This window comes from Xanthomonas sp. LF06-19 (assembly GCF_034105425.1).
GTDB lineage: Bacteria > Pseudomonadota > Gammaproteobacteria > Xanthomonadales > Xanthomonadaceae > Xanthomonas_A > Xanthomonas_A sontii.
Genome location: NZ_JAXGGH010000002.1, coordinates 445,263 through 470,118, shown reverse-complemented (window position 1 = coordinate 470,118; position 24,856 = coordinate 445,263). Strand labels below are relative to the sequence as shown.

21 protein-coding genes are annotated in these 24,856 nt (G+C 69.9%); 14 read left to right on the top strand and 7 right to left on the bottom strand.

The window, feature by feature from the left end; all coding sequences use genetic code 11:
• The first annotated feature begins 453 nt into the window (after positions 1-453).
• The gene (gene polA, locus SLW55_RS06070) at positions 454-3,225 is read left to right on the top strand and encodes a DNA polymerase I (RefSeq protein ID WP_320744821.1); all 2,772 of its coding nucleotides are present in this window, start codon (positions 454-456) and stop codon (positions 3,223-3,225) included.
• Positions 3,226-3,745: 520 nt separating this feature from the next.
• On the opposite strand, the gene SLW55_RS06065 is transcribed toward polA, so the two are convergent.
• The 4 genes from SLW55_RS06065 to SLW55_RS06050 form a co-directional block, all read right to left on the bottom strand.
• Positions 3,746-4,012: a DUF2164 domain-containing protein gene (locus SLW55_RS06065; RefSeq protein WP_152237232.1), complete on the bottom strand. Its 267-nt coding sequence runs from the start codon at positions 4,010-4,012 to the stop codon at positions 3,746-3,748.
• A complete protein-coding gene (hemF, locus tag SLW55_RS06060; protein WP_017910342.1) occupies positions 4,009-4,908 on the bottom strand; it encodes an oxygen-dependent coproporphyrinogen oxidase in 900 nt (299 codons plus the stop codon). Before hemF ends, SLW55_RS06065 begins: the two co-directional genes overlap by 4 nt.
• Positions 4,909-4,983: 75 nt before the next feature.
• Positions 4,984-5,544 (bottom strand): hypothetical protein, encoded by a 561-nt coding sequence (locus tag SLW55_RS06055; protein WP_320744820.1) that lies wholly within the window; start codon positions 5,542-5,544, stop codon positions 4,984-4,986.
• A gap of 527 nt (positions 5,545-6,071) precedes the next feature.
• Positions 6,072-8,456, bottom strand: coding sequence for a S9 family peptidase (locus SLW55_RS06050; RefSeq protein ID WP_267113566.1), 2,385 nt, complete (start codon positions 8,454-8,456; stop codon positions 6,072-6,074).
• A gap of 267 nt (positions 8,457-8,723) precedes the next feature.
• Here SLW55_RS06050 and SLW55_RS06045 point away from each other — a divergent pair, with 267 nt between their 5' ends.
• From SLW55_RS06045 to SLW55_RS06020, 6 genes are all read left to right on the top strand, one after another.
• Positions 8,724-9,083 (top strand): hypothetical protein, encoded by a 360-nt coding sequence (locus tag SLW55_RS06045; protein ID WP_043090522.1) that lies wholly within the window; start codon positions 8,724-8,726, stop codon positions 9,081-9,083.
• Between the two features lie 177 nt (positions 9,084-9,260).
• On the top strand, positions 9,261-10,664 hold the full coding sequence (locus tag SLW55_RS06040) for a cytochrome ubiquinol oxidase subunit I (RefSeq protein WP_267086169.1): 1,404 nt from the start codon (positions 9,261-9,263) through the stop codon (positions 10,662-10,664).
• On the top strand, positions 10,664-11,680 hold the full coding sequence (gene cydB / locus SLW55_RS06035) for a cytochrome d ubiquinol oxidase subunit II (protein ID WP_320744819.1): 1,017 nt from the start codon (positions 10,664-10,666) through the stop codon (positions 11,678-11,680). The genes SLW55_RS06040 and cydB overlap by 1 nt, the downstream gene beginning before the upstream one ends.
• Before the next feature lie 103 nt (positions 11,681-11,783).
• On the top strand, positions 11,784-13,148 hold the full coding sequence (locus SLW55_RS06030) for an AMP-binding protein (RefSeq protein WP_320744818.1): 1,365 nt from the start codon (positions 11,784-11,786) through the stop codon (positions 13,146-13,148).
• 286 nt (positions 13,149-13,434) lie between these two features.
• Entirely contained in the window at positions 13,435-14,004 is a 570-nt protein-coding gene (locus tag SLW55_RS06025) for a hypothetical protein (RefSeq protein WP_295957773.1), read from the top strand.
• 15 nt (positions 14,005-14,019) lie between these two features.
• Entirely contained in the window at positions 14,020-15,516 is a 1,497-nt protein-coding gene (locus SLW55_RS06020; protein WP_320744817.1) for an XVIPCD domain-containing protein, read from the top strand.
• 235 nt (positions 15,517-15,751) lie between these two features.
• Here the strand turns inward: SLW55_RS06020 and SLW55_RS06015 are convergent, their stop codons facing one another.
• Genes SLW55_RS06015 through SLW55_RS06005 form a run of 3 tightly spaced genes read right to left on the bottom strand, consistent with a single transcriptional unit; the run spans position 15,752 to position 18,649 of the window.
• Complete coding sequence (locus tag SLW55_RS06015) at positions 15,752-16,285, bottom strand: AAA family ATPase (protein WP_320744816.1); 534 nt, start codon at positions 16,283-16,285, stop codon at positions 15,752-15,754.
• Positions 16,278-17,294 carry a pteridine-dependent deoxygenase gene (locus tag SLW55_RS06010; RefSeq protein WP_017908313.1) on the bottom strand — a complete coding sequence of 339 codons (1,017 nt, stop codon included), beginning with the start codon at positions 17,292-17,294 and terminating at the stop codon, positions 16,278-16,280. Before SLW55_RS06010 ends, SLW55_RS06015 begins: the two co-directional genes overlap by 8 nt.
• On the bottom strand, positions 17,291-18,649 hold the full coding sequence (locus tag SLW55_RS06005; RefSeq protein WP_320744815.1) for an NAD(P)/FAD-dependent oxidoreductase: 1,359 nt from the start codon (positions 18,647-18,649) through the stop codon (positions 17,291-17,293). The genes SLW55_RS06010 and SLW55_RS06005 overlap by 4 nt, the downstream gene beginning before the upstream one ends.
• Positions 18,650-18,780: 131 nt before the next feature.
• Here SLW55_RS06005 and xanC point away from each other — a divergent pair, with 131 nt between their 5' ends.
• The 7 genes from xanC to SLW55_RS05970 all read left to right on the top strand — a co-directional run bounded on the left by xanC (position 18,781) and on the right by SLW55_RS05970 (position 24,855).
• Complete coding sequence (xanC, locus tag SLW55_RS06000; protein WP_003470209.1) at positions 18,781-19,050, top strand: xanthomonadin biosynthesis acyl carrier protein XanC; 270 nt, start codon at positions 18,781-18,783, stop codon at positions 19,048-19,050.
• Positions 19,025-19,756 carry a ketosynthase gene (locus SLW55_RS05995; protein WP_267098836.1) on the top strand — a complete coding sequence of 244 codons (732 nt, stop codon included), beginning with the start codon at positions 19,025-19,027 and terminating at the stop codon, positions 19,754-19,756. Before xanC ends, SLW55_RS05995 begins: the two co-directional genes overlap by 26 nt.
• Positions 19,757-19,811: 55 nt before the next feature.
• On the top strand, positions 19,812-20,561 hold the full coding sequence (locus SLW55_RS05990; RefSeq protein WP_267122586.1) for a 1-acyl-sn-glycerol-3-phosphate acyltransferase: 750 nt from the start codon (positions 19,812-19,814) through the stop codon (positions 20,559-20,561).
• Between the two features lie 9 nt (positions 20,562-20,570).
• Entirely contained in the window at positions 20,571-20,858 is a 288-nt protein-coding gene (locus SLW55_RS05985; RefSeq protein WP_017908317.1) for a hypothetical protein, read from the top strand.
• Positions 20,855-21,829: an acyltransferase gene (locus SLW55_RS05980; protein ID WP_043093714.1), complete on the top strand. Its 975-nt coding sequence runs from the start codon at positions 20,855-20,857 to the stop codon at positions 21,827-21,829. Before SLW55_RS05985 ends, SLW55_RS05980 begins: the two co-directional genes overlap by 4 nt.
• Positions 21,753-22,400: a LolA-related protein gene (locus tag SLW55_RS05975; RefSeq protein ID WP_320744814.1), complete on the top strand. Its 648-nt coding sequence runs from the start codon at positions 21,753-21,755 to the stop codon at positions 22,398-22,400. The genes SLW55_RS05980 and SLW55_RS05975 overlap by 77 nt, the downstream gene beginning before the upstream one ends.
• A 97-nt stretch (positions 22,401-22,497) precedes the next feature.
• The gene (locus SLW55_RS05970; RefSeq protein ID WP_320744813.1) at positions 22,498-24,855 is read left to right on the top strand and encodes an MMPL family transporter; all 2,358 of its coding nucleotides are present in this window, start codon (positions 22,498-22,500) and stop codon (positions 24,853-24,855) included.
• The last annotated feature ends 1 nt before the right edge of the window (position 24,856 follow it).

The following is a 24,856-nucleotide window of genomic DNA, read 5'->3' as shown; positions in this document are numbered from 1 at the left end:
GGAATGGTGCGGGCGGATGGCTGCTTAGTGGATCAGGTCGGCGTGTCGCTGCGTACCGTACCCTCACCCCAACCCCTCTCCCGGTGGGAGAGGGGCTCCTGGCTGTTCCCTTCTCCCGCCGGGAGAAGGTGCCCCGCAGGGGCGGATGAGGGTACGTGCGCAGCGGCGTGAACCAGGTCAGCGCGTCGCTGCGCGCCGTACCCTCACCCCAACCCCTCTCCCAGTGGGAGAGGGGCTCCTGGCTGTTCCCTTCTCCCTCCGGGAGAAGGTGCCCCGTAGGGGCGGATGAGGGTACGTGCGCAGCCTCGTGGACCCAGATCAGTGCGTCGCTTCGCGTCGTACCCTCACCCCAACCCCTCTCCCGGTGGGAGAGGGGCTAACCGCCCGTGCACCGCTGCCCTGGGGCGGTATTCATTTCAGGGCCGCCCTCACGCCGCAGCGTAGAATTGGCCGATGAGCCGATTAGTCCTGATCGACGGGTCCAGTTACCTGTATCGCGCGTTCCACGCGCTTCCGCCGCTGACCAATGCCGCCGGCGAGCCCACCGGCGCGCTGTTCGGCGTGGTCAACATGTTGCGCGCCACCCTCAAGGAGCGCCCCGAGTACGTGGCCTTCGTGGTCGACGCGCCGGGCAAGACCTTCCGCGACGACCTGTACCCGCAGTACAAGGCCAACCGCCCGCCGATGCCCGACGAGCTGCGCGCGCAGGTCGAGCCGATGTGCCAGATCGTGCATGCGCTGGGCATCACCATCCTGCGCGAGGACGGGGTCGAGGCCGACGACGTGATCGGCACGCTGGCCCTGCAGGGCGCCGGCGACGGCCTGGACGTCACCATCTCCACCGGCGACAAGGATTTCGCCCAGCTGGTGCGCCCCGGCGTGCAGCTGGTCAACACCATGAGCGGCAGCCGCATGGATTCGGATGCGGCGGTGATGGAGAAGTTCGGGGTGTGGCCGCACCAGATCGTCGACCTGCTGGCACTGATGGGCGACACCATCGACAACGTGCCGGGCGTGGAGAAGTGCGGGCCCAAGACCGCGGCCAAGTGGCTGGCCGAGTATGGCTCGCTGGACGGGGTGATCGCCCATGCCGACTCCATCAAGGGCAAGATCGGCGACAACCTGCGCGCGGCGCTGCAGCGGCTGCCGCTGAACCGCGAACTGGTCACCATCAAGACCGACGTGGCGCTGCCCGGCGGCCCTCGCACCCTGGGCCTGCGCGAACAGGAGCCGGAGCAGTTGCGCGGCCTGTACCAGCGCTACGGCTTCACCCAGGCGCTGCGCGACCTGGACGGCGGCGTGCCCGCGCCGGAGGCCGCCAGCGAGGCCACGCCCAGCCTGCGCGGCACCGCCGCCGGCTATGCCCGGGCCGCCGCGCCGGCCGCCGATACGGCGCTGGACCCGGCACTGGCCGCCAAGGGCGACTACACCGCGGTGACCACACCCGAGGCGTTCGAAGCTCTGCTGGTGCGCCTGCGCGCCGCCGACGGCTTCGCCTTCGACACCGAGACCGACGCGCTGGATGCAATGCGCGCCAACCTGGTCGGGCTCAGCTTCGCCACCGAGCCGGGCCGCGCCGACTACCTGCCGCTGGGCCACGACTATCCCGGCGCGCCGGTGCAACTGGATCGCGCGCTGGCGCTGGAGATGCTCAAGCCGCTGCTGGAGGACCCGGCCAAGGCCAAGGTCGGCCAGCACGGCAAGTACGACCTGCACGTGCTGCGCCGCCACGGCGTGGAGGTGCGCGGCTACGCCGACGACACCATGCTGGAGAGCTTCGTGCTCAACTCCACCGCCAGCCGCCACGACATGGACTCGCTGGCCCGGCGCTACCTGGGCTACGACACGGTCAAGTACGAGGACGTGGCCGGCAAGGGCGCCAAGCAGATCGCGTTCTCGCAGGTGGCCATCGACGACGCCACCGGCTACGCCGCCGAGGACGCCGACATCACCCTGCGCCTGCACCGCACGTTGTCGGCGCAACTGGACGCCGAGCCGGCGCTGGCGCGGGTCTACCGCGAGATCGAGATGCCGCTGGTGCCGGTGCTGGCGCGGGTCGAGGCCAACGGCGTGTGCGTGGACATCGCCGAGCTGCGCAAGCAGAGCCAGGACCTGAGCCAGCGCATGCTGGCCGCGCAGCAGAAGGCCACCGCGCTGGCCGGGCGCAGCTTCAACATGGACTCGCCCAAGCAGCTGCAGGCGGTGCTGTTCGACGAGCTGAAGCTGCCGGCGGTGCTGAAGACCCCCAAGGGCCAGCCCAGCACCAACGAGGAGGCGCTGGAGGCGATCGCCGACCAGCACGAGCTGCCGCGGGTGATCCTGGAGTACCGCGGCCTGGCCAAGCTGCGCAGCACCTACACCGACAAGCTGCCGGAGATGGTCAACCCCGACACCGGTCGCGTGCACACCAGCTACCACCAGGCCGGCGCCGCCACCGGGCGGCTGTCCTCCTCCGATCCCAACCTGCAGAACATTCCGATCCGCACCGACGACGGCCGCCGCATCCGCCGCGCCTTCGTCGCCCCGCCCGGGCGCAAGCTGATCGCCTGCGACTATTCGCAGATCGAGTTGCGGATCATGGCCCACCTGTCCGAGGACCCGGGCCTGTTGCGCGCCTTCGGCAGCGGCGTGGACGTGCACCGCGCCACCGCCGCCGAGGTGTTCGGGCGCAAGCTCGAAGAGGTCACCGGCAACGAGCGTCGCGCCGCCAAGGCGATCAACTTCGGCCTGATGTACGGCATGAGCGCGTTCGGCCTGGCCCGCAACCTGGGCATCGGCCGCGGCGAGGCCCAGGACTACGTGGCGCTGTACTTCAGCCGCTACCCGGGCGTGCGCGACTTCATGGAGCGCATGCGCGAGCAGGCGCGCACCCAGGGCTACGTGGAGACCCTGTTCGGACGCCGCCTGTACCTGAACGACATCAACGCCCGCCAGCAGGGCCTGCGCGCCGGTGCCGAGCGCGCGGCGATCAACGCCCCGATGCAGGGCACCGCCGCCGACATCATCAAGCGCGCCATGGTCGGCGTGGACGCCTGGCTGCAGGACCACCGCGACCGCGCATTGATGATCCTGCAGGTGCACGACGAACTGGTGTTCGAAGCCGATGCCGACTTCGTCGACACCTTGCTGCCGGAAGTGACCGGGCGGATGTCCGCCGCGGCGGAGCTGAAGGTGCCGCTGGTGGTGGACAGCGGGGTGGGCGACAACTGGGACGAGGCGCATTGAGTGCCCGGGTTCCGGGCATGCACCCGGGGCCCGACCTGGCGCTGCGGTGTCTTGCGTAGACATCGCATGCGCATGCACGCCGGATATCGCAGAGGGTTTTTCGAAGGATTATCCCGCCCGCGATTTTCGCTTTCCCATTCGCGTTGGTTTTTTGACCCCGCCGGGCGCGACAAGCCGCAAAATTCCTACTGGCGTCACACCCCGGGGCGTGCAGGATCGCTTTGATTGAACGGAATTTTGACGCGGTTTATTTGCACGGATTTTCGGGAATGAATCCGTCCTTAATCTGACAAATTTTTAACTTAAATCTTCACGAACGAGCAAGGTGGGGAATGTTCTTATATCCCTCGACAGGCGCAATACCTGTCGCGGATCTCCTCCCATCCCCTGGAGCAGATCCAGGAACGGCGACTCCTCCCCAAGTCTCCGTTCCCTGGCCCCGCCGACCTCCCCCTGGTCCGCGGGGCTTTTTTATGCCCGCACGTTCGTGATGCCGCGTTTGTGGCGCGCACGACCCGGCTCAGCGGCGCGCGTCGGTGGGCTGTTGCAGTTGGTAGAGCGCGTCGTCCAGGGTGTCCAGCTGCGTGGCCAGCAGCGCGCGGGCATCGTCCAGGCCGCGGTTGTAATAGTGCGGGCCGATGCGCTCGGCGACGAAGTCGAGCAGGAATTCGGCCTCGAACGCACCGACCTGCTGCTGCAGCTCGGTGCGCAGGTAGGCCTGCAGCTGTTCGGCGATGGCGCGCTTGTCCTCGCGGCCCAGCACGGCGGTGCGTGCCGGCGCGCTCATGCCAGCCATTCGCGCGGCACCAGGTACTCGGCCAGGCGCGCCTCGGCGCTGCCCGGTTCGGGCTGGAAGCCGTACTCCCAGCGCACCCGCGGCGGCAGGCTCATCAGGATGCTCTCGCTGCGGCCGCCGCTCTGCAAGCCGAACAGGGTGCCGCGGTCGTAGACCAGGTTGAACTCGACGTAGCGGCCGCGCCGGTACAGCTGGAACTCGCGCTCGCGCTCGCCCCAGGGCAGGCCGCGGCGGCGTTCCACGATCGGCAGGTAGGCGTCGAGGAAGCCGTCGCCGACCGCGCGCTGGTAGGCGAAGTCGCGCTCGAAATCGGCATGCAGGTCGTCGAAGAACAGGCCGCCGACGCCGCGGGTCTCGTTGCGGTGCTTGAGGAAGAAGTACTCGTCGCACCAGCGCTTGTGCGCCGGATAGCGGTCTTCGCCGAACGGCGCGCACAGGTCGTGCGCGGTCTGGTGCCAGTGGCGGGCGTCCTCGTCGAACGGGTAGTACGGGGTCAGGTCGAAGCCGCCGCCGAACCACCAGGCCACGGTGGCGCCGTCGCGCTGCGCCTCGAAGTAGCGCACGTTGGCGTGGGTGGTGGGGATGTACGGGCTGAGCGGGTGGAACACCAGCGACACCCCGACCGCGCGCCACGAGGCGCCGGCCAGTTCCGGGCGGTTGGCGCTGGCCGAGGGCGGCAGGCGGGTGCCGGCGACGTCGGAGAAGCCGATGCCGGCCTGCTCGAACAGCGCGCCGTCGCGCAGGATGCGGGTGCGGCCGCCGCCGCCCTCCGCGCGCTGCCACAGGTCTTCGGCGAAACGGGCCTGGCCGTCGGCGGCCTCGACCGCCGCACAGATGCGGTCTTGCAGGCCAGTGAGATAGTCGCGAACGCGGTCGAAGGTATGCATGCCGCCATTCTAGAAGCTGGCTGTGTCAGGCGTCTGCGGCGGGCTGCCCGGACTGCGCGGGCCGGTCGGCATGCGTCAGCGGCGGAACTCGGCGCGCAGCGCGGGGCGGCACAGCTGGTAGACCAGCCAGCCGTGCAGGCCGGCGAAGACCAGGGCGGTCAGCGCGCCGCTGACCATGAGCGTGATCCGGCCCAGCGCCAGATCGTGCTGGAGCTGTTGCGGGTCGAAGGCGTGCTGCGGCGCCCAGACCTGCAGCAGATCGAACAGTTGCCACAGCAGCGGCAGCACCGCGAAGTTGGCCGCGGCGGTGACCACCAGGAACACGATGAAGGCCCGCCGCGCCCAGTCGCGCCGCTGCAGCAGCGCCCACGACGCCGCGCACAGGCCCGCCGACAGCAGCGCCGACAGCCAGGACAGCGCCAGCGCATGGGCGACGCACCACTGCAGCAGCGGCGGCAACGGCAGCCCGGCCTCGCGCAGCACGCCCTCGATCGCCCCTTCCGGCAACGCCATCAGCAACAGCGCCTGGCCCAGCGAGTACAGCAGCGACAGCACCCCGATCAGCAGCGAGAGCTTGGCCATCGCATCGATATTCTGGTTGCGGGCGGCAGTGCGTGGCAGCGGCGGAGGCGGCATCGGCGGTCCTTCGGGGCGGGGCGGCGCTGGCGGCGCCGCACCGGCGGCAGTCCGGCAAGGATAGGGATGGCGGAGCAGGGCGCAAGCCGGCGTGGCGCGCGAGGGGGCGCGCGCCTATGCCGGTGCGCGGCCTCTGGTCAGGGCGCTGCCGATGCGGTGTCGCCAGGAGCGGGGCTACGCCAAGGTCGTGCCGATGCCGTCTGCGTCCGGACGGCCTAGCTGCGGGCGCCCGCGTAGCAGCGGCTTCGGCCGCGACGCGCCTTGCCGGGAAAGCCTCGTCGCGACTGAAGTCGCTCCCACAGGGGCTTGCGGCGAGCCCGCCGGGTGCACTGTGGGAGGGACTTCAGTCCCGACGCATTGCGCCATCGGAAGGCTCACCACGTCGCGCGTCGCGGATGCATGACCGTTGACTCCTGCGGAACGGCGCGATGCGTGACGGACACCGGTGGTTGGCGCTGTCCCGAAGGCGCCCCGCGGGCGCTGCGCCTGCCGCACGTCGACGGCAGGCGCCTCGGTATGCGGCCGGCTCAGCGCAGCTCGCGTTCGAACAGCTTGAGGATGCGCTTGTACTCGTCCAGCCAGGAATCGGCGCGGGTGAAGCCGTGCTTCTCCAGCGGGTACGGCGCGATCTCCCAGTTGTCCTTGTGCAGCTCGATCAGCTTCTGGGTCATGTCGACCGAGTCCTTGAAGAACACGTTGTCGTCGACCATGCCGTGGGCGATCAGCAGGTGGTCGCGCAGGCCGCTGGCGTATTCGATCGGCGAGGAGGTGCGGTAGGCCTCCGGGTCCAGGTCCGGGGTGTTGAGGATGTTGGAGGTGTACTCGTGGTTGTACTGGCTCCAGTCGGCCACCGGGCGCAGCGCGGCGCCGGCCTTGAACGTGCCGGGGCTGCGGAACAGCGCCATGTAGGTCATGAAGCCGCCGTAGGAACCGCCGTAGATGCCGGCGCGGCTGCGGTCGCCCTGCTTGCTGTCGACCAGCCAGTCCAGGCCGTCCAGGTAGTCCTCCAGCTCCGGATGGCCCATGTCGCGGTAGATCGCGGTGCGCCAGTCGCGGCCGTAGCCGGCGCTGGCGCGGTAGTCCAGGTCCAGCACGATGTAGCCCTTCTGCACCAGCAGGTTGTGGAACATCTGCTCGCGGAAGTACGGGGTGTAGCGCGCCGACACGTTCTGCAGGTAGCCGGCGCCGTGCACGAACATCACCACCGGATAGCGCTTGCCCGGCTCCGGCTGCGCCGGACCGTAGTACTTGCCCCAGACGGTGCCGGCGCCGTGCTTGGACGGCACCTGCACGAACTGCGGCTGTACCCACTGGCGCGCCTTGAACGCGGCGCTGCGGGTGTCGGTGAGCACGCGCGCGTTGCCGCCGGCGGCCGGCAGCACCGCCAGTTGCGGCGGCAGGTACGGGCCGGAGTAGTGCACCAGCAACTGCTGGCCGTCCGGCGACAGCGCGAAGTCCTCCACGCCGTCCAGCGAGGTCAGTTCGGCGACGCTGTCGTTGCGCAGATCGAGCTTGCACACCTCGTAGTCGCCCGGCCACTTGCGGTTGCACAGGAACAGGAAGCCCTGGCCGTCGGCGCTGACCACCGGCGCGGACACTTCCCACTTGCCGGAGGTGCGCTGGCGCGGCTTCTCGGTGCCGCGCTGGGTGTACAGGTGCGAATAGCCGGACTGCTCGGACAGCAGCCACAGCGTCTGGTTGTCCGGCATCCAGCCGAAGTCGTTGAAGCTCCAGTTGATCCAGGCCGGATCGGTGAGGCGGTGGCGCGGCTGCAGCACCGCCTTGTCCAGGTCGACGCTGGCGATCCAGCGATCCTTGTTGTCCACCGCGCGCAGCAGCACGGCGACATTGCGGCCGTCCTCGCTCCAGTGCATCGAGGCGCCGCTGCCGTCGCCGTCGGTTTCCACGCGCACCGCGCGCGGGCCCTGCAGCGGCTCCTGCTTGGCGGCCTTGCGCAGCGCCGCCAGCGGATCGGTGCCGATGCCGGGCAGCACCGACAGGTCGAGCTTGCGCGCGCTGCCGGCCACCGCATCGACCAGCCACAGGGTCTGCGCCACCGGCGAATTGCGTCCGACCAGGGTGCGCGCCTCCTGGAATTCGGCGTAGCCGGACTCGGTCACGTACTTGGGCATCTTGCTGTCGCGGCCTTCCTCGGCGCCCTTGGCGTGGGTGACCACCAGCAGGTGGCGGCCGTCCGGCGAAAGCGCGCTGTCGTCGACCACCACGTCGTCGCCCAGGTACACCGGTGCCGGCGCGCGGCTGCTGTCGGCGCGGCGCCAGGCTTGCTCCTGCTGGCGCAGCAGCTCGCGCTGGGCGCGGTCGCGGGCAAGGGTCTCCAGCGTGCGCAGTTGCTGCTCGCGCAGCACGTCGGGCTTGGGCGCGGCATCGGGATCGCGCTCGGCCTTGAGCACCGCGGCCTGCTGCACGCCGCCGCCCGGGCTCCAGCGGTACCAGTCGTTGCCGACCCGCCACAGCGCGCCGCCATCGGTGGTGAACTGCGGCCGCGCGGCAGCCTGGTTGCTGCGGGTCAGCTGGGTCAGCGCGCCGCTGCGCAGGTCGCGCAGGAACACGTCGCCGTTGCGCACGAACAGCATGCGCTGGCGGCGTGCGTCGTAGACCGGGTTGGCCGCGTCCAGGGTGCTGCGCTGGGCGTCCTCGACCCGCTGCGCGGCGCCGCCGTCGACGCCCTGGCGGTAGGTGTCGCGCACCGGGCTGCCGGTGCGCTTGAGCTGGTACTGCACTTGGCGCCCGTCCCAGGCCCACCACGCATCCTCGACCGGCGGCCCGATCCAGTCCGGATCGGCCATGGCCTGCTCGATGGTCAGCGGGGCGGCGGCTTCCTGGGCCGCGGCCAGCGGCGGCAGGCAGGACAGGGACAGCAACACAACAGCGCTCAGGGCGAGACGACGCATCTGGAATTCCGGGCGAACGGCAAACCGCAAGGGTAGCAGTCGCCAGGGTGGCGGCGATTGCGCCGTTGGTCATGGGCGCCACCGGGAGCGGAGGCCTTGTAATCTTGGCGAGGGTGTTGGCGGACCCGCATCGGGTAAGTCGGCGCACGCGGTGGCTGCGCCATGATTGCTTGTCACACCGCGCGTCGCTTCAGGTCACGACGGCCTGGAATGACGCAGGCCAGGGTCGACACGCCACTGAGCAAGCATGCAAACGCTGGGGGAACCATGAAAAGTGTGCTTGTGTGGGCGGCGCTTGCAACAGTTGGCGGACCGCAAACGCACGACTTGCCGAAGACCGACTGCGCCTCCAGCTTGCGCCCGCTCGAAACCATTCAGCCAGCGCTGCCAGGGCGCACGGGAAGCCAGTTCATCGGCTCGATCTACGTCGCGATCGTGATCGAAAGGAACGGCGACGTATCGGTTGCCGAAATATCGAGGGTCGATATCAAGCAGTTGGAGAGAAGGAGATTCCCCGATTCAGGATACGCTGAAGCGGTGCTTGATGCTGTCGGACAGTGGAAGTTTCCCGAGGTGAGCATGCGATGCAAAAAGGAAGTCAAGGTGGAGTTGGCGTTGTCTCATTGATGGAGGCGCCGGGCTTGAGACGGGGCCCGATGAACCGAGCCTCGAACAGAGCCCTCTTTCCGCTATCGCGGTTGCGCCAACCCTGCGGCAATGGCGGCGCTGCGACAAACCGTCACATCCCATTTCGCCGCGCCGCACCAACAATAGGCATCGTTTCCGCTGCCTCAGGCGCTACCCATGGACGCCCTGCTGCTGTCGCGCATCCAGTTCGGATTCGTCATCAGTTTCCACGTGCTGTTCCCAGCCTTCACCATCGGCCTGTCGAGCTGGCTGGCGTTCCTGGAGTGGCGCTGGCTGCGCACCCGCGACACGGTGTGGCGCGATCTGTACTTCTTCTGGCTGAAGATCTTCGCCGTGTCCTTCGGCATGGGTGTGGTCAGCGGCATCGTGATGAGCTTCCAGTTCGGCACCAACTGGGCGGTGCTCAGCGAACGTGCTGGCAACATCCTCGGTCCGTTGCTCAGCTACGAGGTGCTGACCGCGTTCTTCCTGGAAGCCTCGTTCCTGGGGGTGATGCTGTTCGGCTGGCACAAGGTGCCGGAGAAGCTGCACTTCCTGGCCACCTGCCTGGTCGCCATCGGCACGCTGATCTCCACGTTCTGGATCCTGTCGGCCAATAGCTGGCTGCAGACGCCTGCCGGCTATGCGGTGGTCGAAGGCGTGTTCCACCCGGCCAACTGGCGCGAGGTGATCTTCAATCCCTCGTTCCCGTACCGGCTCACGCACATGGTGCTGGCCGCATTCATCACCACCTGTTTCGTGATCGGCGGGGTCAGCGGCTGGTACCTGCGCCGCGGCGAGCACCTGGATGCAGCCGGGCGCATGCTCAAGCTGGCGGTGGCGTTCGCCGCGATCGCGCTGCCGTTGCAGATCGCCGCCGGCGATGCGCATGGCCTGAACACGCTCGAGCACCAGCCGATCAAGGTGGCGGCGATGGAGGGGCACTGGCATGGCGAGGCGAAGGGGCAGGGCGTACCGCTGGTGGTGTTCGCGGTCCCCAACGAGGCCGCCGAGCGCAACGATTACGAAGTGACCATCCCGCGCCTGGGTAGCGTGATCCTCACCCACACGCTGGATGGCGAGATCACCCCGCTGACCGCGGTGCCGCGGGACGAGCGGCCGCCGGTGAAGCCGGTGTTCTATGCGTTCCGGGTGATGGTCGGGCTGGGCATGGCGATGCTGCTGCTGGCGCTGGTCTCGCTGTTCTTCTGGTGGCGCGGCACCTTGCTGCGCCGGCGCGCGCTGCACCTGGCGTGGAACGCGATGCTGCCGGCCGGGTTCGTGGCCCTGGTCGCCGGCTGGTTCGTCACCGAGATCGGGCGCCAGCCCTACGTGATCTATGGCCTGCTGCATACCCGCGACGCGGTCAGCCCGATGGTCAGTCCGGCGATGGTGTGGATCTCGCTGAGCGTGTACGTGCTCGCCTACGCGCTGGTGTTCGGCTTCGGCAGTTGGTACATCCTGCGCATGCTGCGCCATGGGCCGCTGCCGCACGAGCCGGCGCCGCGCATGCAGGAAGGCGACAAGACCCCGGCGCGGCCGCTGTCGGCGGCCGACGACGACATCGAGGAGACCCGCTGATGGACATGGCGACCGTATTGCCGGTGATCTGGTTCGGCGTGATCGGCTTCGGCGTGCTGATGTACGTGCTGCTGGACGGCTTCGTACTCGGCCTCGGCATCCTGGCGCCGTTCGCCGAGGACGAGGACCAGCTCGATCTTATGATGAATACCGCCGCGCCGATCTGGGACGGCAACGAGACCTGGCTGGTGCTCGGTGGCGCCGGCCTGCTGGCGGCCTTCCCCAAGGCCTACGCGATCGTGCTGTCGGCGCTGTACCTGCCGGTGCTGCTGATGCTGATCGCGTTGGTGTTCCGCGGCGTGGCCTTCGAGTTCCGCTTCAAGGCGCGCAGTTCCAAGTATCTGTGGGGCTGGGCGTTCGCGCTGGGCTCGCTGTGCGCGGCGTTCTGGCAGGGGGTGATCCTGGGCGCGCTGGTGGAAGGCATGCCGCTGCAGGACGGCAAGTATCTGGGCGGGGTGCTAGGCTGGTTCAGCCCGTTCTCGATGCTCACCGGCGCGGCGGTGGTGTTCGGCTATGCGTTGCTCGGCGGCAGCTGGCTGATCCTCAAGACCGAGGGCGCGATGCAGCGCATCGCCCGCACCCTGACCCCGCCGCTGGTACTGGTGGTGGTGGTGTTCATGGGCCTGGTCAGCGCCTGGCTGCCGTTCCTGGACTCGCGGATCATGGCGCGCTGGTTCCACGACGGGAATTTCTGGTGGCTGTCGCCGGTGCCGCTGCTGGTGCTGGTCAACGCGCTGGCGCTGTGGCGGGCGGCGATGGCGCAGGGCCGCGATGCGCGTCCGTTCGTGCTGACCCTGTGCTTCTTCGTGCTCGGCTTCTTCGGCCTGGTGCTGGGCATCTGGCCGAACATCGTGCCGCCCGGGCTGACCATCTGGGAAGCGGCCTCGCCGCCGTCCTCGCAGGGTTTCGTGCTGGCCGGGCTGGCGGTGCTGCTGCCGGTGATCCTGGGCTACACCGCGTGGTCGTACCGGGTGTTCCGCGGCAAGATCACCGCCGATACCGGCTATCACCACTGACGGCCGCCGCCGCGGCAGGCCGGCTTGCCAGCGGCGGCGGCGGCGGCCAAGCTACCGGCTCCCGCGCCGTGCGGGTCATCGCCCGCCCGAGCCGCCGCCCCGCATGTCCGCCGTTTCCTCCGAGATTCCCGCCGCGCCCCTGTTGCATCCGCTCGCCGTCGGCGACGCGCGGCGACCGCTGGCCTTCGCCAACGGCGAACACATCGACCTGGCCACCTTCCTTGGCCACGTGCGCGGCCTGGCCGCGGTGCTGCCGGCCGGCCGGCACGCGCTGAACCTGTGCGAGGACCGCTACCGCTTCATGGTCGCGTTCTGCGCGGTGGCGCTGCGCGGGCAGACCTCGCTGCTGCCGTCCTCGCGCGCGCCGGCGGTGGTGGCCGAGGTGCAGCGCACCCATGCCGACTGCTACTGCCTGGGCGATCTGGCGCTGGCCGAGCCGCCGCCGCGCTACTGGCAGTTGCCGGACGCGCTGCCGTCGCTGGACGGGCCGATGCCGCAGCTGGCCGACGACGCGCTGGTGGCGATCGGCTTCACCTCCGGCAGCACCGGCGCGCCCAAGCCCAATCCCAAGACCTGGGGCAGCTTCCTCACCAGCACCCGCCAGGACCTGCTGGCGCTGGTCGGGCTGTGGCCGGACACGGCGGTGCCGCAGGTGGTGGCGACGGTGCCGCCGCAGCACATGTACGGCATGGAGCTGTCGATCCTGCTGCCGCTGGTGACGCCGCTGGCGGTGCACGCCGGGCGGCCGTTCTTTCCCGAGGACGTGGCCCGCGCGTTGGCGCAGCTGCCGGCGCCCCGGCTGCTGGTGACCACGCCGGTGCATCTGCGTGCGCTGGTCGAATCCGGCGTCGCCCTGCCGCCGCTGGCCGGCATCGTCTCGGCCACCGCGCCGCTGGCGCAGGAACTGGCCGCCGCCGCCGAGGCGCGCTTCGGCGGGCAGGTGCGCGAGATGTTCGGCTCGACCGAGACCTGCGTGTTCGCCAGCCGCCGCACCGCCTGCGAAGTGCCGTGGACGCCGCTGCCCGGCGTGCGCGTGGCGCCGCAGCCGGACGGCACCCTGGTGCACGCGCCGCACCTGCCGCAGCCGGTGCTGCTGGCCGACCTGATGGAAGTGGACGCCGACGGCCGTTTCCAGGTGCGCGGGCGCCAGGCCGACCTGCTGGAGATCGCCGGCAAGCGCGCCTCGCTGGCCGACCTCACCCGGCGCCTGCTGGCCCTGCCGGGCGTGGTCGACGGCGCGATGCTGCAACTGGATCCGGAACCGGGCCAGGCGGTGGGCCGCATCGCCGCGGTGGTGGTGGCGCCGACCCTCGACGAGGCCGCGATCCTCGCCGCGCTGCGCCGCGAACTGGATCCGGTGTTCCTGCCGCGCCGCCTGCGCCTGCTCGACGCCCTGCCGCGCAACGAGACCGGCAAGCTGCCGCGCGATCGGTTGCTGGCGTTGCTGGCGGCGGGTCGCGAGGACTGAGGCTCTGCCGGTAGGGCGCCGGGATGGCGCCCATCGACGAGGCGCCAGCGTGGCAAGATTTGCGCAGCGCAGTGCGCTGTCGTCCGCCGCACGGTGTGGCTGGGAGCGGCTTGCAACCCCATACGCTGGTGTTCGTATACTGCAGCCCTCGCTTCGCGCCGCAAGGATGTGCCGCATGCCCCATCGGGCTTCTCTCGTCCTGATCGCCTCGCTGCTGTGCGGGGCCTGCACCCATGCGCCCGCGCGGACGCCTGCCGTTGCGCCTCCTGCCAAGGAATCTCCCGCCATGACCTCGTCCCCCTCGTCCGGCGCCGCCGATCAGGCCGCCGCGCCCGTGTCGCCCAAGCTGAGCGCCGAGCAGATGCTCAGCCGATTGCTGACCTTGATCCGGACCAGCAGGAGCGTGGCCGACTTCACGCCGGAGCGCTTGCATGAGGTGATGGGGGTGGCGGTGGAGCGTGGGGAGAACGGCGTGGAACGTTATGGATTTGGCGAGCAGGTAAGCCCGGAGTGGGCTCATGGCTTTGAGGTCGATATGCGTGCCGTTCCTCCCCGTTTGGACTTCGGATTCAATCCGGTTGTCTCAGGCGCTTCGCCGCAAATGGGGGATATCTGCCAACTCGACTTCGATCAATTCACTCGTCAGTTGGAAGAAATGGGATTTGCCCGGCAGCGTAATTTCGATTCGCCTCCGCAGCCGGCACCAGGACAGCCGAACCTGCTGAATGGTCGGCTTCTGTACGACTCTTTTGATCGTCCGGGAATGCATGTGGAGGTCTATCCCGAAGGTGAGCATGTGTGGACATCGGACACAGGCAGCGGTCGTTCCTGCGTCAGGACGATCGTTGTCACTTGATCGCAGGAGAGCATCATGGCGGGGCTCAGTCCACAAGCTGAAACTGTCATTTCGGCATTTTCCACCCAACCTGGCGTCACTCGAGAGCAAGCGGATAATTTGCGGGCGATCCTCAATGCTTCTCCCGCATTGGTAGATCAGTTCAACACGGCAGTTGAGCGACAGTACCTCAAGCAGATCGTGCCATTGACCAATCCGAATGCTGGCGGTGAGTACGAGCCTCAGACGCAGTCCATGCGGATCCCCTTGGCGCGACTCACTGCGCTGCCTGGAGGCAGGTTGCCCGCTGCCGGTGAGCTGACATTCGTGTTGGGCCACGAGCTGCAACACGGTTTCAATGCCGCTGACACTGCGCAAGCGCGCGAAGCTTTCCATGACGCGGTGAAGCACATTGCGCGGCACCAGTCAGAGCCTCGCGACTATACCGAGCCTCTCAATACCTTGTTGTCTCAGCATCGGCGCGATGAGGCTGGAGCAGAAATTGCGGGATGGAACGCTGTCGTAAGCAAGGTGAAAGCAGTCAATCCCCATCCATCGCTTCAAGACATCTATCGCGAGCAGCCAGGTCGAATGGCTGACTTTATTGAGGTCAAGAGTGGGCCGCGTGGTTTGTCCTATGAGCTGAAGCAGAACTTGAGCATCAATAGCGATCTGACGCTGAGTTCGACCCCGGGCAATCTGGAGGCAATGGGGCAGAACTACTTCGATAAGCTGCCTAGAAGCCCGGGTGGCCTGGGCGCGCTCGGAAACTCCGACTATCCCAACTACTACGCAGCCAATGCGCTCTCGTTCATCGCACAGGCGGAGCGAGCAAGCCATCCGCCACAACCCGGCAACGACACCCCGCAGATCGCGCTGAACCTGTCGCGGCTGCATCTGCGCGAGTCGCTGCTGGAAGAGAACGGGCTGGATCTGGGCAGGGACCGGCGTCCTCTGCCGTACTTCGACACCAGCACCCAGCCGCCGGTCGCGGGACTGCTGCAGCACACCGCCGACACCCATCGGCACGTGTCGCCCCTGGCCAACGGGTTGCCCGAACCTTCGACGCTTCCCGCGCAAGGCGCCGAGGCGCACCGGAGCGATGATCCGTCGCTGCCGGGGCATCCGGATCACGCGTTGCTGGAACAGATCCGAGCAGGCATGCGCAGGGTCGACGCAGACCTGGGCAAGGCCTACGACCACGACAGCGAGCGGCTCAGCCGCAGCCTGCTGGCGGCCTGCAAGGACAATCGCGACATGTATCCGGGCACGGCCGGCTATTCGTTGTCGGGCAATGCGCTGGAGCGGGTCGACCACGTGGTGTTGGGGAAGACCGGGAACCTGATCGCCGTGCAGGGCGCACTGGACGACCCGGCGATGAAGCGCGCGGTCGTTCCGGTGGAGCAGGCGTTGGCCACGCCGGTGGAACAGTCGGACCAGAAACTGGCGCTGGCCAATCAGGCGCTGGGGCAGGAGCAACAGCGCACCACACAGCCGGAATTGGACCGTCACCTGGCCGCGCCGACGCTTTAGTATATGTCGCCACTGCGTGGCCGGCGAGGTGGGATGGTCGGAAGGCAGCGGCGCGAAACATCGACGCATACGCGCTTGCTGCGGTGCGCTCTGCCACGTCCGGCGTCCTACGTGATTTGCGCCGGGCAAGCAGCGACACGGCATCCGTCCCGCACAGACCGCACTTGGGCGCATGTCCAGGGACAGCGCGTCGCGAGGGCGGAACCGGCGCGGCAGCGGCGGTGCCGGTACCCGCTCAGGAAAGCGCGGCGGCGACCTGCGCGAACAGGTGCGGCAGATCCACCGGCATGCGGGTGTCCACGTCGATCACCGTCCCCAGGCCGATCGGACCGGGATAGTCGGCAAGCAGGTCGGGTGGCAGTTCCCGCAGGGGGTGTGCCGCGTGCTGCGTGCCCGTCGCGGCGCGCGCGCGGAAGCGGCGCAGGGTCTCGTCATGGCCGCAGTGGCAATGGACTTCCACCAGCCTCGCCTCCAGTGCGGCGATCCTGCCGCGCTCGTAGTCGCTGCGCGGTCGGAAGTTGGCTTCCAGCACCGCGTGCGGACTGCGCTGTGCCAGCGACCAGAGGACTTCCATCGCGGCGCCGCCGAGACGGCGCGACGCGGCGAGATCGTCGCCGCCATCGCCCAGGGCGTCGGTCAGCGTCTCCTTGATGAAATCCTTGCAGAACAGCGGAAAGCCCAGGTGCGCCGCCAGCGGGACCGCCAGCGTGGTCTTGCCGGCGCCAGGGGCGCCGGACACCAGGACGATCTTGCGTCGCCGTTCAACCATGCACGCCGTCGATCTCCACCGCCAGTTCGTCGCGGCAGATCACCGCGTGCAGCAGCAGGCGCGGGACGCGGTCGCCGAAGCGGGTATCGAGGGCGGCGGCGACCAGCGGCAGGTCGCCGGGCTCGCGCACATAGACCTTGAGGCGGGTGCCGTCGCCGAACTGCGGCGGCAGGTCCGGGGCGTGTTCGCGCGCGGCCGCCAGCAGGGCGTCGAAGTTGGCGAAGGTTTCCTCCAACTGCGCCAGCAGCTGGCCCTGATGCATGGAGGCGTGGCCGACCACGCTGGCGGTGCCCGACAGCAGCAGCGGCATGTCGCTGCCGGCCGGCGGCAGCATGGCGCGGGCGAAGCTGGGCGGCTGCGGGCCGTACTGGCGCGGGTAGCGGTAGGCGCTGACCTGGCGCGGGTTCTCCAGCGGGGTGCCGGCCTGCGCGGCGGCCAGCCAGTAGATCTGCATCACCCGCGCATCGTCGCAGCGGCCGACCGCGGTCGCCGCCGGCAGCTGGGTGGCGTCGAAATCGCCCAGCCCGCGCGCGCGGCCGACGCAGAAGCGCCGGTAGCGCTCGCGGTCGCCGCTGCCCAGGGTGATCGCGTCGAGGTAGTTCCAGATGCGCAGCAGGCGCGGGGTGGCGCTGCCGGCGACGAAGGCGCTGATCTGCGCGTAGGCGAGCGCGGCGGCTTCCTCGATGTCCAGGTCGACCTGGCGCTCGTCGATCTCGATGACGCCGAACTGCAGGCGGCCGTCGCTGGCCCAGGCGATGGCGCCGTCGCGGCCGCTGTGCACCGGGGCGTCGGTGCGCCACACCTCGAGCATGCGCGGGCCGTGCGGCTGCAGCGGCACGCGCAGGTAGCGCGGGTCGTCGTGGTAGGGCGCGGTCTCGCCGAAGCCGAATACCGCCAGGACGCGATCCTCGGCCAGCCACTGGCTGGGGTCGGTTTCGGCGACGTAGTCCACCTGCAACTGCGGATGGCCCTGCGTGTGGTGCGGAAACTGCAGGTGCGGGCGGCTCATGGTGTATCTCCGTGCAAGGTGTCGCCGTGGAACGATTCGCGGGCCTGGCGGCGGCGGTGGCGCCAGGCGCGCCACGCCCGCGGCAGCATCGCCACCGCGGACAGCGCATAGATGGCGCGGAACACGCGCAGGCGGCGCAGCACCGCACGGTTGTCGAAGACGTCGCCGGCGAGCATCGCCACCACTGCCTGTTCCACCTGCAGCACGTTGCGCGGCTGCGCGAACAGCTCGCGCATGGTCGGCGAGGTGAAGCGGTAGATGAACCACTTGAACTCGTCCAGGCCGCCGCGCAAGTGCCGCTCCAGGCGTCGCTGCAGCCGCGCCTCGCTGGCCGGGTCGCGCAGCGCCGCGTCGACCACGGACGCGCCGCGCTCGGCGCTGTGCATGGCCAGGTACACGCCGGAGGAGAACATCGGGTCGACGAAGGCGTAGGCGTCGCCGAGCATCAGCCAGCGCGGCCCGCTCATGCGCGTGCATTCGTAGGCGTAGTTGCCGGTGGCGTGCACCGGCGCCACGCGCTGCGCGCCGGCCATGCGCGCCACCACGTCCGGATTCAGCGCCAGCGTGCGCAGCAGGAACGTCTCGCTGTCGCAGCCCTTGCGGGTCTTCATGTACTCCGGGTCGCACACCGCGCCCACGCTCATCACGTCGTCGGGCAGCGGGATCAGCCACATCCAGCCGTGCGCATGGCGATAGATGCTGATGTTGCCGGCGTCCTCGCCGGGGCGCCGCGCCACGCCGCGGAAATGGCTGAACAGCGCCGCCGACTGGTGCCGCGGATTGGCGCGCTTGAGCTTGAGCGTGTTGCCGAGAAAGGTGTCGCGGCCGCTGGCGTCGATCAGGTAGCGCGGCCGGTAGTGGCGCACGCCGTCGGCGCCGCGCGCCTGCACCGTCGGCGTCCCGCCGTCCAGCTGCACCGCCTCGACGCGCACGCCCTCGTGCACGTCGGCGCCGACCGCACGCGCGTGTGCGAACAGCACCCGGTCGAAGTCGGCACGCGGCACCTGCAGCGCGAAGTCGGACTGCGCGCCCAGCGCATGCGCGAAACGGAAGGTGTTGTAGCCGCCGGCATCGTTGGGGAAATCGGCGCCGAGCTTGAGCACGCCGATCGCCCGCACCTGGTCGAGCACGCCCAGCCGCTGCAGGATCGGCATGTTCATCGGCAGCAGCGATTCGCCGATGTGGAAGCGCGGATGGTGGTCCTTTTCCAGCACCGTCACCCGCCAGCCGCGTTGCGCCAGCACGATCGCCGCCGCGCAGCCGGCCGGCCCCCCGCCGATCACCAGCACGTCGGGCGTGTCTGCCGCGGCGTCGCGTGCGGTGGGGGGAGGGGGAGCAACAGCGGCGGACGTCATCCTGAGGGAACCTGCGGGCGCAACGGCGGGGCGAAACGGCATGATAGCGTGCCGTTCGCGGGCCGATGGTTGCGCCGCAGCGCCCGATGCACCATCTTGTCGCACCCGTCCTTTCGCCTGGAAGCCCCTGGATGTCTTCGCAAACCGCCGCCGAACGTGAACTGGCCGAGCTGCTGGTCGAGAGCCTGAACCTGGAAGACGTCCAGCCCGGCGACATCGATCCGGAGGCGCCGCTGTTCAATACCGGCCTGGGGCTGGACTCGATCGACGCCCTGGAACTGGCGCTGGCGATCAGCAAGCGCTACGGCTTCCAGCTGCGCTCGGACAACGACGAGAACCGCCGTATCTTCGCCTCGCTGCGCGCGCTGTCGGCGCATGTCGAAGCCAACAAGACCAGCTGAGCCGGCCGACGCCGCGCCCTGGGCGCTGGCCCTGGGCGTGCTGCTGGCGCTGGCCTACTCGCCACTGGCGCACTGGGCCAATGCCGCGCACCGCCCGGACCTGGCGGTGCTGGCCGGCGCGGCGCTGGTGCTGATGGTGCTGGTGGAACCGATGGCGCGCTGGCGGCCCTGGGCCTGGGCGCTGGCGATCGCCGCGACCGCGGCGCTGGTGCCGCTGTGGCGCTCGCCGCACGCCCTGCTGCTGCTGGCCGCGCCGCCGGTGCTGTTCACCGCCTGGGTGGCCTGGTTCTTCGGGCGCAGCCTGCAGCGCGGGCGCACGCCGCTGATCACCCGCATCGTCGAGGCCCTGTACCGGCAGGCCGGCATGCCGATCACCCCGGACCAACTGCGCTACACCCGCCGCCTGACCCTGGCCTGGACCCTGCTGCTGGTCGGGCTGACCCTGCTCAACCTGGTGCTGGCGCTGTGCGCCCAGCCCAGCGGGGTGCTGGCGCAGCTGGGCCTGGCCTCGCCGCTGCCGATCAGCGATGCGCGCGCCTCGCTGTTCGCCAATCTGCTGGGCTACGGGGTCATCGGCGGCTTCTTCGTCGGCGAGTACCTGCTGCGCGGGCGCTGGTTTCCGCAGCGTCCCTACCGTAATCTGCCCGACTTCCTGCACCGGCTGGCGCGGCTGGGGCCGGTTTTTTGGCGCGATCTGTTGCGCTGACGCGCGAAGTGCAGGGGACGCAAGGGTCGTGCAGATCATCAAGGAAAACAGCAAGTTGCCGCAGGCTGGGATGCCTTCGCGCATGGCCTGGGCCGTGTGGAACGCCCTGCAGTTGGTGTTCACCCTGGCGCACACCGCGCTGGGCATCGTCGTCGCACTGGTGCTGCTGTGGCTGACCGGGCCGCGCCTGCCGCTGCGCATGGGCGCGCGGTTCTGGGCGCCGGTGCTGCTGTTCGGCGCCGGGGCGCGGCTGCAGGTGGAGGGCCGCGAGCGGGTGGACTGGTCGCGCAACCACCTGTTCGTCAGCAACCACCAGTCGATCATCGACATCTGCGCGCTGTTCATGGCGCTACCGGTGCCGCTGCGCTTCCTGCTCAAGGACGAGATGCTGAAGGTGCCGTTCGTGAACTGGTATGCGCGCGCGACCGGCATGCTGTTCCTGGACCGCGACAGCCGCCGCGCCGGGGCGATGATGCGGCGCGAGGCGGCGGCGCTGCTGCGCCGTGGCCAGGACCTGTGCCTGTTCCCGGAAGGTACCCGCAGCCGCAGCGGCGCGCTGGCCGAGTTCAAGGCCGGGTTGCTGCAGGCCGCGATCGACGCCGGGGTGGACGTGGTGCCGGTGGCGCTGGACGGGGCGGGCAAGGTACTGCCGCCGACCAGCCTGTTCCGGGTGCGGCCCGGCGTCATCCGGGTGCGGATCGGCACGCCGATCCGGGTGAACGGCGAGGACGGCCCGCTGAACCGCCAGCAAGTGACCCAGCGCGCGCACCAGGCCGTCCGTGCCATGCTCGAACCCAGGATATGAGTCGCCCGTATGCAATTCGTCGTACCGCATGATCATCCCAGCCTGCCCGGCCACTTCCCGGGCCGCCCGGTGGTGCCCGGCGTCGTGGTGCTGGACCACGTGCTGCAGGCCGTGGAGGCGGCGCACGGCGCGCGCGCGCCGCTGCGCCTGCCGCAGGTGAAGTTCGTGCAACCGCTGTTTCCCGGCCAGCCGGCGCGGGTGGAACTGGACGGTACCGCGCCGCGCTGGCGCTTCCGCGTGCTGCGTGGCGAGGACCTGCTGGTCAGCGGCGAACTCAACGCCGAGGCGGCGCCGTGAGCGCCGGCTGGAAGCACCGCCCGGAAGGCGGCGGCCGCTTCGCCCTGTGGCTGATCCGCAGCATCGCCCGTTATGGCGGCCGTGCCGTCGGGCGCCTGCTGCTGTATCCGATCACCCTGTATTTCCTGCTGGTGCGCGGCCCGGAGCGGCGCGATTCGCGGCACTACCTCAGCCGCGTGTTCGACCGCCCGGCCACGCTGCTGGAGGTGGCCCGGCACATCCACACCTTCGCCTCGACCATCCTCGACCGGGTGTTCATGCTGTGCGGGCAGATGCACCGGTTCCGGGTGCAGATCCGCGGCCTGGACCAGTTGCACACGCAGATGGACCGCGGCCGCGGCGTGCTGATCTTCGGCTCGCACCTGGGCAGCTTCGACGCGCTGCGAGTGCTGGCCACCGAGCGCCCGGACGTGCAGGTCAAGGTGGTGCTGGACAAGGCGCACAACCCGGCGATGACCGAGCTGCTGGGCGCGCTGAACCCGCAACTGGCCGCCAACATCATCGACGCCGGCATGGACAGCACCTCGATCGTCATGGCGATCAAGCAGGCCACCGACGAGGGCGCGCTGGTCGCGCTGCTGGTGGACCGGCCGCGCCCGGAGGATCCGGCGCTGCCGGCCGCGTTCATCGGCCAGGGCGCCATGTTCCCGACGTCGCCGTGGCTGATCGCCGCCGCGCTCAAGGTGCCGGTGGTGCTGGCGTTCGGGCTGTACCGCGGCGGCAACCGCTACGAGCTGGTGTTCGAGACCTTCAGCGAAGGCCTGGATCTGCCGCGCCGGCAGCGCGCGCCGGTGCTGGCCGCGCTCATCCGCGATTACGCCGCCAGGCTGGAGCATTACACCCGCTCCGCGCCCTACAACTGGTTCAACTTCTACGACTTCTGGAACAACCGCCATGCCGATGCGCCGCACCTTGCCGTGGATGCTGATACTGCTGTGCAGCGCCGCACCGCTGAGCGCCGCATCGCCTGAGGCGCCGGACGCCGACTGGATCCTGCAGAAGCTGGCGCGGCCGGCGCCGGTCAGCACCGCCTTCGTCGAATTGCGCGGCTCGGCGCTGCTGAAGGCGCCGCTGCGGGTGCAGGGCGAGTACCGCCGCCCGGACGCGCAGACGCTGGTGCGCGAGGTCACCGCGCCTTACCACGAGACCACCACGCTGCGTGGCGGCGAGGCCACGCTGGAGCGCGACGGCAAGCCGCCGCGGCGCTTCTCGCTGACGCGCGTGCCGGAACTGGCCGGCCTGCAGAGCGGTTTCGGCGCGTTGCTGTCCGGCGACCGCGCGCTGCTGCAGCAGCAGTTCAACATCAGCAGCAGCGGCACCCGCGAGCGCTGGCAGCTGCAGTTGCAGCCCAAGGATCCGGCCATGGCCGCGCACGTGCGCAGCCTGCGCCTGTACGGCCGTGGCGCCGAACTGCGCTGCATCGAGACCACCCCGGCCAAGGGCGACGTCCAGCGCACCCTGCTGGCCGGTGCCGCGCAGGCCGCCGGCGCCCTCGCCGACGGCGCTGCGCTGACCGCGCTGTGCCACGGCGACGCGGCGTGATCCCCGCACGAGGCGCCCGCCGGCAGCGTGCTGCCGGCCTGACGGCTGCGCGCGTGGCCATTGATCGCACGGTGCAGGTAGACGTGGGGATGCAGCGATGAAGCGTGCCCTCAGTTCGAAGATGCGCATCTCGCTGGCGCTGCTGTGGCTGGCGCTGCTGACCGTGGCCGGGATCTGGCTGGGCAACGCACTGCAGGTGTCCGGTGATCTGCGCAAGTTCATGCCGGAAGCCCGCACTCCCGCGCAGAAACTCCTGCTCGACGAACTCGGCGAAGGCCCTGGCTCGCGGCTGCTGCTGATGTCGCTGTCCGGGGCCGATCCGGCCACGCTGGCCAAGCAATCGCAGGCGCTGCATGCCGAACTGGCCGCGCAGCGCGACGTGTTCGAACTGGTCGCCAATGGTGCCGACGCCGGCCTGGACGCGATCCCGCCGCGCCTGCTGCCGTACCGCTATCTGCTCAGCCACAGCTTCGACGCCAAACCGCTGGATGCGCCGACCCTGCGCGATGCGCTGCAGGCGCGGCTGCAGGACCTGGGCTCGCCGGCGGCGGCGATGGTGGAGCCGCTGCTGCCGCGCGATCCGACCCTGGAAGTGCTGCACCTGGCCGAGAGCCTGCAGCCGGCCGGCGGCCCGCAGCAGCGCGACGGGGTGTGGTTCGACCGCGCCGGCAAGGACGCGCTGCTGGTCGCGCAGACCCGCGCCGCCGGCTTCGATCCCACTGGCCAGCAACGCGCGGTGGATGCGATCCACACCGCCTTCGCCAAGGTCAGCGCCGGCACCGGCAGCACGCTGACGCTGACCGGCCCTGGCGCGTTCTCGGTGGAGATCGGCGGGCGCACCCAGAACGAGGCGCAGTGGATCGGCACCCTGGATACGGTGGGGCTGATCGTGCTGCTGCTGGTCGCCTACCGCAGCTGGAAGATCCCGGTGCTGGGCGTGCTGCCGCTGGCCAGCGCCGGCCTGGCCGGGCTGGGCGCGGTGGCACTGCTGTTCGATGGCGTGCACGGCATCACCGTGGCGTTCGGCTTCACCCTGATCGGCGTGGTCCAGGACTACCCGATCCATCTGTTCAGCCATCAGCGCCCGGGCCTGGACCCGCGCGAGAACGCGCGCCATCTGTGGCCGACGCTGGCCACCGGCGTGGTCTCCACCTGCATCGCCTACGTCACCTTCCTGTTCTCCGGCGTGGACGGCCTGCGCCAGTTGGCGGTGTTCACCATCGCCGGCCTGCTGGTGGCGGCGCTGACCACGCGCCTGCTGCTGCCGGCGCTGATCGATCCCTCGCCGCGCGACCATGCCGATTCGCCGATGCTGGAGCGGCTGTGGCGCGGCATCGCGCGGCTGCCGCGGCCGCGCTGGTCGCTGCTGCCGCTGGCCCTGCTGGCGGCCGCGGTGATCGTGTTCGCGCCGGGGCCGTTCTGGCAGAACGACCTGTCCAAGCTGACCCCGGTGCCGGCCGACGGCCTGGCCCGCGACGCGCACCTGCGCCAGGAACTGGGCGCGCCCGACGTGCGCTACGTGCTGGCGCTGCCGGCGGCTTCCGCCGAGGCCGCGCTGGCCGCGTCCGAACGCCTGCGCCCGCGCCTGGATGCGCTGGTGGCGCAGGGCGAACTGGCCGGCTACGACATGGCCGCGCGCTATCTGCCCAGCGCCGCCACCCAGCGCCGGCGCCAGGCCGCTCTGCCCGATACGGCACAGGCGCAGGCGATCACCGCCGCCGCGGTCGCCGCCACCCCGTTCCGCGCCGACGCCTTCGCGCCGTTCCTGGCCGACCTGCAGGCCGCGCGCACGGCGCCGCTGCTGACCGCGCACGACCTGCACGGCACGCCGCTGGCGACCCCCGTCGGCGGCCTGCTGCTGGAGCGTCCGGACCGCTCCACCGCACTGGTGTCGCTGACCGGGCTGCGCGATCCGGCGCAGCTGGCGCGCGCGGTGCAGGGCAGCGGCGCGCAACTGCTGGACCTGAAGGACGCCTCCGAGTCGCTGGTCGCCGCCTACCGCGGCCGCGTGCTCGCCGCGCTGGGCGTGGCCGCGGTGCTGCTGGCGCTGACCGTGGCGATCGCCTTGCGCACGCCGCGACGGATCGCACGCGTGCTGCTGCCGATGGCGCTGACCACGCTGCTGATCCTGGCGATCCTGCGCGGCTGCGGGGTCGAGCTGAACCTGTTCCACCTGATCGCGCTGATCCTGGCCGCCGGCCTGGGCCTGGACTACGCGCTGTTCTTCGACCACGCCGGCGACGACCGCGCCGATCAGTTGCGCACCCTGCATGCGCTGATCGTGTGCAGCCTGATGACCCTGCTGGTGTTCGCGCTGCTGGCCGCCTCCAGCATCCCGGTGCTGCGCGCGATCGGCAGCACCGTGGCGCTGGGCGTGCTGTTCAATTTCGTGCTGGCGCTGCTGATTTCGCGCGAGACCGCCAGCGAGGCCCGGGAGAGCCGCCATGCACACTGAA

Coding starts and splice junctions, on each gene's coding strand:
- xanC (WP_003470209.1), top strand. CDS start 18,781: ATGTCTTCGCAAACCGCCGCCGAACGTGAACTGGCCGAGCTGCTGGTC.
- SLW55_RS06025 (WP_295957773.1), top strand. CDS start 13,435: ATGACCTCGTCCCCCTCGTCCGGCGCCGCCGATCAGGCCGCCGCGCCC.
- SLW55_RS06040 (WP_267086169.1), top strand. CDS start 9,261: ATGGACGCCCTGCTGCTGTCGCGCATCCAGTTCGGATTCGTCATCAGT.
- SLW55_RS05995 (WP_267098836.1), top strand. CDS start 19,025: ATGTCGAAGCCAACAAGACCAGCTGAGCCGGCCGACGCCGCGCCCTGG.
- SLW55_RS06020 (WP_320744817.1), top strand. CDS start 14,020: ATGGCGGGGCTCAGTCCACAAGCTGAAACTGTCATTTCGGCATTTTCC.
- SLW55_RS06010 (WP_017908313.1), bottom strand. CDS start 17,294: ATGAGCCGCCCGCACCTGCAGTTTCCGCACCACACGCAGGGCCATCCG.
- SLW55_RS06050 (WP_267113566.1), bottom strand. CDS start 8,456: ATGCGTCGTCTCGCCCTGAGCGCTGTTGTGTTGCTGTCCCTGTCCTGC.
- SLW55_RS06055 (WP_320744820.1), bottom strand. CDS start 5,544: ATGCCGCCTCCGCCGCTGCCACGCACTGCCGCCCGCAACCAGAATATC.
- hemF (WP_017910342.1), bottom strand. CDS start 4,908: ATGCATACCTTCGACCGCGTTCGCGACTATCTCACTGGCCTGCAAGAC.
- SLW55_RS06015 (WP_320744816.1), bottom strand. CDS start 16,285: ATGGTTGAACGGCGACGCAAGATCGTCCTGGTGTCCGGCGCCCCTGGC.
- SLW55_RS05985 (WP_017908317.1), top strand. CDS start 20,571: ATGCAATTCGTCGTACCGCATGATCATCCCAGCCTGCCCGGCCACTTC.
- SLW55_RS06005 (WP_320744815.1), bottom strand. CDS start 18,649: ATGACGTCCGCCGCTGTTGCTCCCCCTCCCCCCACCGCACGCGACGCC.
- SLW55_RS06065 (WP_152237232.1), bottom strand. CDS start 4,012: ATGAGCGCGCCGGCACGCACCGCCGTGCTGGGCCGCGAGGACAAGCGC.
- SLW55_RS05975 (WP_320744814.1), top strand. CDS start 21,753: ATGCCGATGCGCCGCACCTTGCCGTGGATGCTGATACTGCTGTGCAGC.
- cydB (WP_320744819.1), top strand. CDS start 10,664: ATGGACATGGCGACCGTATTGCCGGTGATCTGGTTCGGCGTGATCGGC.
- SLW55_RS06045 (WP_043090522.1), top strand. CDS start 8,724: ATGAAAAGTGTGCTTGTGTGGGCGGCGCTTGCAACAGTTGGCGGACCG.
- polA (WP_320744821.1), top strand. CDS start 454: ATGAGCCGATTAGTCCTGATCGACGGGTCCAGTTACCTGTATCGCGCG.
- SLW55_RS05970 (WP_320744813.1), top strand. CDS start 22,498: ATGAAGCGTGCCCTCAGTTCGAAGATGCGCATCTCGCTGGCGCTGCTG.
- SLW55_RS06030 (WP_320744818.1), top strand. CDS start 11,784: ATGTCCGCCGTTTCCTCCGAGATTCCCGCCGCGCCCCTGTTGCATCCG.